The organism is Massilia genomosp. 1 (assembly GCF_011682185.1).
Classification (GTDB): Bacteria; Pseudomonadota; Gammaproteobacteria; order Burkholderiales; family Burkholderiaceae_D; genus Telluria_A; species Telluria_A rubra.
This window is the reverse complement of record NZ_WHJF01000077.1, coordinates 26,126-33,371: the sequence shown is the minus strand read 5'-3', so window position 1 is coordinate 33,371 and position 7,246 is coordinate 26,126. Positions and strand designations below refer to the sequence as shown.

The following is a 7,246-nucleotide window of genomic DNA, read 5'->3' as shown; positions in this document are numbered from 1 at the left end:
TCGAGACTTGCCGCAAGCGGGCCGTTTCCTCCTGGGTCTACATCGCCACTGTGATCGCCGCCGCCAGAAAGGGCGTCGCCACACCCTCGCTGCCGCCGATTCCGTCCGGGACGTGAACGGTTACCCTTATGGTGCCAAATTTACACCGAATAGCGCGGTTTTCATGTCTCCATTTAGCGGTAACAAAAAATGAGCGGACCTGATATCGGGTTTTTAATCCACGATCAAATGGATTGATTGCCCGATATAGAGCCATACCTGACCAATGCAATCACCAGTCCATCGGTGCGTCATGCCCGCATACGCGAAATTGATGATATTGACAAAATGGTGTGTGGCGTAGTCAAGAGGCCACAGTTGTGATTGTTTCATTCATTCAATCATTCACTGTGGCCTTTTCCGTTTTGCTCCGACTGTCGCAGATCAATTATTGCAACAACCGTACATCGATTGCGTTCTCCCACCAGGAGTATCCAATAATTGATACCACGCCCAATAGGGTTCATTGACAGACGGATGCCCTCAAGCCGCCACCGCGCGCTCAAACCGGATCACCTGCGGCACCGGCTTGGCGGCAGGCAGGCCTGACATCGGGCAATACAAATCCCCTTCCTCCATGCTTTGAAACCCGCGCATGAAGCCGTGCATCAATTCGTTCTTGATAAACAGCGTGCCGTCGTCATTCAAGTGCCCGACCCGGGTTTCTGGCATCCTTGAACGCCACCGTGCATGTGGCCAGCGAGCGGTCGGCCCGGATCACGAACGAATTCGGCAATGCCGCATAACAGGCGTGGACTCAGCCCCCTCTTCCTTCTTTGGCTCTGCCCGCGCCTGCCGCCTCAATCTGGTCACTGCGGCCTTGTGCTGTGGAATAGGGTTTACCTCAGCTCGTTACACACAAGTCCCGCTCGCCGTGCCGGTCAGGCTAAAAACGCGTTTACATTCAGTGGACTTAATGCAGCCCTTGTAAACTCGCCACGTTTCAGGTTTGCTCTCGTCGTTTGGGTGGACGAACTGGCGACAGCAACTGCACCTTGGACCGAGACGGAATTTGCACAACGCGACCTGGGCGATGCGCGCCGGAACAAACGAGCAAGGATTTTGATGGAACGATTTGCGGCTGGCCCGACGGCGAACGTGCCGAAGGCGTGTCAGGGCTGGGGCGAGACGATGGCGGCGTATCGCTTCTTCGACAACGACAGCGTCGACTGGGCAGGCGATCGTGGCGCCGCACTGGCAGCAGACACGATCGAACTGGCCTCTCAAACAACAACGGGACGCACAAGCGTCCCGTTGTTTTGTGGCGGGACCGAAGTCCCGCCATCATAGGCTTAGTATTTGCCGTGCAGCGCCAGGTAGATCTGGCGGCCATTCTTGTACAGCGAGCCTGGCACATCCATCGCGCCAGCGGTGTGAATCACCGAACGCACCATCGGATTGTTCAGGTCCTTGCCATCCAAGGTCACGCTGAAGTTCTCGTTGATCTGGTACGCCAGCGACGCCGACAGCGAACCGACCGCCGCCTGGTACGAGGCCGAATTGCGGCTCGTGCCATTCAGGAAGCCCGAACGCCAGCTGTAAGTCAGACGCGCGCTGATCTTGTTCTGCTCATAGAAAGCACCGACGTTGTAGGCGTTCTTGGACGTGCCGATCAGGGTGCAATCGGCATACGTGAGCGCACCGCACATCGAGCCCGGCGCCTTGCCGGTCTCTTTACCCAAGGTGTAGGTATAGTTGGCGTTCACGCCGAAGCCGGCCGGCAGCGCCTGCTGGTACGAGAACTCCATGCCCTTCGCTTCCGCCGTGGTGTTGAGCGGGGTGTCGATCTGGTACACGGTGTTCTTCTTCTGAAGCTGGTTGTAGAAGGTCGCCGTGCCCGAACCGTAGGTCACGTATCCATCGAGCGCCGAGTAGAACGCGCCGGCCGCCAGCAGCGACTTCTCGGCGAAGTACCATTCCACGCCCAGGTCGAAGTTGTTGGAGCGGATCGGACGCAGGTTCGGGTTACCCGCGCTGCCGGTGCCCTGCACGTCGCGCAGGTCGGTGCCGGCCATCTGGCCCAGCTCCGGACGCGCCATCGTGCGGCTGGTCGAAAAGCGCGCCACCAGGTTCTTCGACAGGTCCATGCGGAAGTTCGCGCTTGGCAGGAAGTCGAGATAGGTATTGGAGTACAGGCGCGGCTCGAAATTGCCGGACGGCGCGATTTCGTTACGCTCGACCGATTCCTTGGTATGCACCACGCGCACGCCGATATTGCCCGAGAAGCCTTCGGCGCCGAAGTTCGCCATCACGTAGGCCGAACGGGTCGGCTCCTTGATCTTGAATTCGTTTTGCTTGAGGTGGCCTTCGTACTTGGCATGGGTGCTCAACCAGCTGTTAACCGCTTCGCGCGAGAAGGTCCACCAGCCGGCGCCGTTGGCGTCGAGGTCCTTGAACTCGGTCGGGAACGAGGTCAGGCCGCCCATCGGCAGATTGCTGACCAAGCTCAGGCTCGGCAAGGCGACAATGCCGATGGAGGTCAGGTCGCGCTTGTGCTCCGCGCCGCGCACGCCGAACTGGATCGACTGCACGCTGGCCAGGTCCAGTTTGTAGGTGCCGTCGACCTGGCCGTAGACTTCCTTGTCGATCGCGGTCACGTGCGAACCGTAGGTGTAAGGCACATTGCCGCTGCCGTCAGGCCCGCCGCCGATCGAGAACTTGTCGGCGCCCGGAATCACGTAGGTGACCGCCTTGTCGACGCCATTCATGGTGTAGCTGCCGCCGGTGTACGGCATCCACACGCCCAGCGCGCCGCTCCTGGTGTTGCCCAGGCCTTTGGTGGAACCGACCTTGCCGGCCAGGGTCAGCTTGTCGTTGACCCGCCATTTGCCGTCCAGGTTGACGAACTTGGACTGGCTTTCGGCCACCGGACGGCTGAATTCTTCCTGCACCGCGCTCGACATCGTACCGCAGACCGCGCCGCAGTTGGCCGGCACGGTACCGGTCAGCTGGGTCAGCACGCCATTGCTGACGGTGCCGCTGGTGTTACCAGCAGGGAAATCCTTGGCCGTCCAGTTCGGCGCCAGGAAGCGGCCCAGCGACTGCATGAAGTTATGGTTGATGTTCGGTGCGTCCAGGTGCGAACGGAAGGCGGTCAGCTCGAGCGTGATGTCGCTGGTCGGCTTGAACTGCACGTCGACCAGGCCGCCCTTGCGGGTGCGCTCCTGCTCGAACCAGGCGGTGCCGCCCAGGTAGTTGGCCTTGGCGCCCTTGACCGGATCGGTCTTGATCGCGGTCGAGGAACCAGGCACGCCCTTGTCCACGGACGAGCCGGCATCGACCGGATCGTACCAGATGCCGTTTTCCTGGCCGACCCGGCTCAGGGTGCGTTTTTCATGGAAGCCCTGGACCATCACGGCCAGGTTGCCGGCCTCGTTCTTCCAGTTCACCAGGCCGTTGAACTGGCCATCGTTCTTGCCCGAATTTTGCGAATTGACGGCGCCCAGGCTCATTTGCGCGCTCAGACCCTTCTTGAAGTCCAGCGGTTTGCGCGTTTCGATGTCCACCACACCGACGGCGCCGCCTTCGAGCAGGTTGGCCTGCGAACCTTTGTGTACCGTGACGCGGCCGATCAGTTCGGACGGGAACAGGGAAAAGCTGACGCTGCGCCCGCCGCCGATGATGTTATCGGCAAACCAGTCGCCGCTCGAGACGGTGTGGCTGTTGAGGGTGGTGAGGGTCAGGCCGAACGGGGTGCCGCGCAGGGCGACCCGGTCGTTCTCGCCGAAGCTGCCTTCCGAGCCGCCGGCGGCGGCCACGCTCACGCCCGGCAGGCGTTGCAGGGAGTCGGCGACATTCTTGTCGGGCATCTTGCCCACGTCTTCAGCAGTAATGACTTCGACCATCGTGTCCGAATTGCGCTTCTGGTTCAGCGACTGTTGCATGGCGGCGCGAATACCGGTGACGACCACCACTTCGGTCTTGGCGTCCGGGTCCACCGCCGGCACGGTTGCGGCCGCTGTCGCCTGGGCTTGCGCCTGGGCCGACATCGCAATACTCAACACCAGAACAGCTGCCGCCGACGCTACCGGCGTCAGGCTGGTCGATACAGGACGCTCTGCGTTCTTATTCACTACTGACTGATTGCGCTTCATTACTTCCCCCTTGATGTTGGCTCCGTGAGTAAGCCAGTTCATTTTTAACAACGACTTTTTATGTGCTACGGGTACCACCACGTCTAAAACCAATCTAACGCCAATATACTCCTCTTTAATACCAGAACACTACCAGTTATGTGATTTTTTTCATATGTTGTTTCGTTAATACACGGGTGGACTGGCATTTTGGGTAAGTGGTCTGGTCATTGCTGGCGAATCTGGCCTAGTTACAAGAGGGAGGGGTATTGCGCCGGTCTTTTTTTGGTATTATCGTTATATGCAAATACGACAACTGCATGATGTGGCGGAATTGCGCCATCGACCGGGAAAAGTGGTCCCATCCTTACAAAGAAAGCGCCCTTGGTATGACATCGCTCGCCCAAATCATGCAGACGCTGGCGCAGACCAGCTCGCAGCCGCTGTACCAGCAATTGCAGCGCGCCTTGCGCGAAGCGATCGACCAGCGCCTGTTCGGGCCGGACGAAGCCTTGCCGGCCGAGCGCCAGCTGGCGCTGGACCTGTCGATCTCGCGCATCACGGTGCGCAAGGCGATTGACGGGCTGGTGAGCGAGGGCTTGCTGGTCAAGCGGCCCGGCTCGGGCAACTTCATCAATACGCGGATCGAAAAGAATTTTGCGAAGCTGACCTCGTTTTCGGAGGATATGCGGGCGCGCGGACGCACGCCGCGCAGCGTGTGGCTCAAACGCTCGGAGGGCACGGTGACGCCGGAAGAAGCGTTGCGCCTGCGCTTGTCGCCGGGGGCGCCGGTGTACCGCTTCAACCGGATCCGCTACGCCGATGAACTGCCGATGTGCCTGGAGTACGCGACCATTGTGGCGTCCTGCCTGCCCTCGCTCGATGTGGTGGGGGTGTCGATGTACGAGGCGCTGGAAGCGACCGGCAACCGGCCCACGCGCGCGCTGCAACGGTTATCGGCGCTGCTGCTCAACGCGGAACAGGCCAAGCTGTTGCAGTCGAAGGAAGGCGATGCGGGATTGTGCGTGGAACGGCTGGCGTTCTTGCGGGACGGCCGGGCGGTGGAGTTTTGCCGCTCGTACTTCAGGGGGGATATGTATGATTTCGTGGCGGAGTTGACGACGGCGTAGTTGTCGGTCAGCCAGAGACGCAACATCCCGCCTTGCTGATCAATGCACATTGATCTGGCGCACGGGCAGGCGCGATCATGTTCGATACAGTATGCGGCGTAGCCGTTGGCGACCGGCCATCCCCGTCATTTGCACAGGACTGTCTCGGCGCCTGCTTCGCGGCCGACTACCCCGAGGTAAGACGAGATGACCTTGCAAACGACTGAGTTCTTCCGCACGCATCTGGCTCCGCTTTACCGACAGTTGCTTACGCATCCCATCACAAAGAACTATCTATCCGGCACGGCTATTCGCTATGACGGGAAAGTCCTTGTCGATGCGGATAGGTTCACCTTCCCATTTTGCACCTTGTCAACGCTTGAGCTCGCCCATTTGTTTTCGATCTTCAACAGCAGTCGTGTACACGTTCAAGCTCAACATTCCCATAACGCCGACGAAGCACCACCAGGGCTCTACGTCACTGTGATCAACACCAAGGCGATACAAGTGCCGCATAAGAATAGATCAGGCATTTTTGTGGAAGAGACGGAGACAGTTGGTCTGTTCATCGACGGATTGCATATCGATCATTTTTTCCTCAACAAATACCTGACGCCGCCCATGCTCGGCACGATCGCTTTCACCCTGTGCGCCATGACGGCGCATAGGGCCGGGCTGAAGACAATCTCACTGATTGCCGCCGGCGGCAAGGGCTTCAACAGGCGTCACGTTGGCTTCAAGGTGTGGCCGAAGCTGGGATTCGACGCCAATCTACTGCCGGACGAAGTCAAAGCAATAGCGCATCTACAAAGCTGTCGGACAGTACAAGATGTACTTCAGCGCGATCCTGCATGGTGGGAAACAAACGGATCGCAACGCCTCATGACTTTCGATCTGAATGCGGTTCCTGGCACCTCATGGCAAAAGCTGCTACCCTATGTTCGTGCAAAAGCAAATTTTGGAGCGAATCATGGCTAAGACAGCCGCCGCCAAATCGATCAGCAAAAACACGCAGCCTGCTGAGGTTGTGGGACGGGTTTTTCCCATGTCTCTTCAAGGCATCCCGCGCGTCACCGCCCAGTCGCGAGCCCGCTTGGAAGCGGCTGCCAGGGTACCGGAGAACACCCGCGACTATCCAAAGCTAATCGTCGACTAGGCCGCTCAAGATCCCCACTGTTTGCACGTCGTCGTCGATTTCACCGTTGGCAAAATCGACTGGACTGTTCAAATCGCCGTCAAGCCGCCATCGACCGCCAGCTGATGCCCGGTCACGAACGAACTCTGTTCGGAACACAGCCACATCGCCGCATTGGCAATCTCGACCGGCTCGGCGAAGCGGCCCATCGGATGCACATTGCGCAGCTTTTTCTCGCGCAGCGGTTCGCGTTCCAGCGCACGGCCCATCATCGGCGTATTGACCACGCCAGGGCACACACTATTAATACGAATCCCCTCGCGCGCATACTCGGCCGCCGCGGTCTTGGTCATGCCCACCACCGCGTGCTTGCTGGCCGCGTAGATCGGCTGCGTCGGCGCGCCGACCAGGCCGGCCACCGAGGCGGTGTTGACGATCGTCCCGCTACCCTGCTTGAGCATCTGGCGGATTTCGTACTTCATGCACAGCCAGGTGCCTTTGACGTTGACGTTCATGATGCGGTCGAACAGCGCTTCGTCGGCGTCCGCCAGCGGCAAATGCTCTTCGTCGATGCCCGCATTGTTGAACGCGCAATCGAGCTTGCCGTAATACGCCACCGTCTTGTCAATCAGCGCCTCGACTTCCGACGCGCGCGTCACGTTACACTGTACGAACAGCGCCTTGCCGCCATGTTCGACGATCATCGCCGCCGTCGCATGCCCGCCGTCGACCGACGTATCGGCCACCACCACGCACGCACCCGCGCGCCCGAACGCAACCGCGGCGGCGCGCCCGATGCCGCCCGCCGCACCCGTGACGAGCACCACTTTTCCCTCGAACGACGACTCCTTCTGCTTCTCCCTGGCCATGATCCCACATCTCCGTATGTT

6 protein-coding genes and 1 pseudogene are annotated in these 7,246 nt (G+C 59.8%); 4 read left to right on the top strand and 3 right to left on the bottom strand.

Annotated elements, in window-relative coordinates; translation table 11 throughout:
• Positions 1 to 522: 522 nt before the first annotated feature.
• A complete protein-coding gene (locus F1735_RS23830; RefSeq protein ID WP_167239237.1) occupies positions 523 to 687 on the bottom strand; it encodes a hypothetical protein in 165 nt (54 codons plus the stop codon).
• Positions 688 to 1,014: 327 nt separating this feature from the next.
• On the opposite strand from F1735_RS23830, the pseudogene F1735_RS36730 reads away from it, so the two are divergent.
• Positions 1,015 to 1,252, top strand: a pseudogene (locus F1735_RS36730) (IS4/Tn5 family transposase DNA-binding protein); the annotation flags it as partial.
• 79 nt (positions 1,253 to 1,331) lie between these two features.
• Here F1735_RS36730 and F1735_RS23820 read toward each other — a convergent pair.
• A complete protein-coding gene (locus F1735_RS23820) occupies positions 1,332 to 4,112 on the bottom strand; it encodes a TonB-dependent receptor (protein ID WP_167239235.1) in 2,781 nt (926 codons plus the stop codon).
• A gap of 389 nt (positions 4,113 to 4,501) precedes the next feature.
• Between F1735_RS23820 and F1735_RS23815 the strand changes: the two genes are divergently transcribed.
• From F1735_RS23815 to F1735_RS23805, 3 genes are all read left to right on the top strand, one after another.
• Complete coding sequence (locus tag F1735_RS23815) at positions 4,502 to 5,242, top strand: GntR family transcriptional regulator (protein ID WP_167239234.1); 741 nt, start codon at positions 4,502 to 4,504, stop codon at positions 5,240 to 5,242.
• 186 nt (positions 5,243 to 5,428) lie between these two features.
• Complete coding sequence (locus F1735_RS23810; protein ID WP_167239233.1) at positions 5,429 to 6,199, top strand: hypothetical protein; 771 nt, start codon at positions 5,429 to 5,431, stop codon at positions 6,197 to 6,199.
• Positions 6,192 to 6,377: a hypothetical protein gene (locus tag F1735_RS23805; RefSeq protein WP_167239232.1), complete on the top strand. Its 186-nt coding sequence runs from the start codon at positions 6,192 to 6,194 to the stop codon at positions 6,375 to 6,377. The genes F1735_RS23810 and F1735_RS23805 overlap by 8 nt, the downstream gene beginning before the upstream one ends.
• A gap of 68 nt (positions 6,378 to 6,445) precedes the next feature.
• On the opposite strand, the gene F1735_RS23800 is transcribed toward F1735_RS23805, so the two are convergent.
• Positions 6,446 to 7,225: an SDR family oxidoreductase gene (locus F1735_RS23800; protein ID WP_167239231.1), complete on the bottom strand. Its 780-nt coding sequence runs from the start codon at positions 7,223 to 7,225 to the stop codon at positions 6,446 to 6,448.
• Between the last annotated feature and the right edge of the window lie 21 nt (positions 7,226 to 7,246).

Bases quoted from the DNA above. Each gene is read 5' to 3' on its own strand.
- F1735_RS23805 (WP_167239232.1), top strand. From the start codon at position 6,192: ATGGCTAAGACAGCCGCCGCCAAATCGATCAGCAAAAACACGCAGCCT.
- F1735_RS23810 (WP_167239233.1), top strand. From the start codon at position 5,429: ATGACCTTGCAAACGACTGAGTTCTTCCGCACGCATCTGGCTCCGCTT.
- F1735_RS23815 (WP_167239234.1), top strand. From the start codon at position 4,502: ATGACATCGCTCGCCCAAATCATGCAGACGCTGGCGCAGACCAGCTCG.
- F1735_RS23800 (WP_167239231.1), bottom strand. From the start codon at position 7,225: ATGGCCAGGGAGAAGCAGAAGGAGTCGTCGTTCGAGGGAAAAGTGGTG.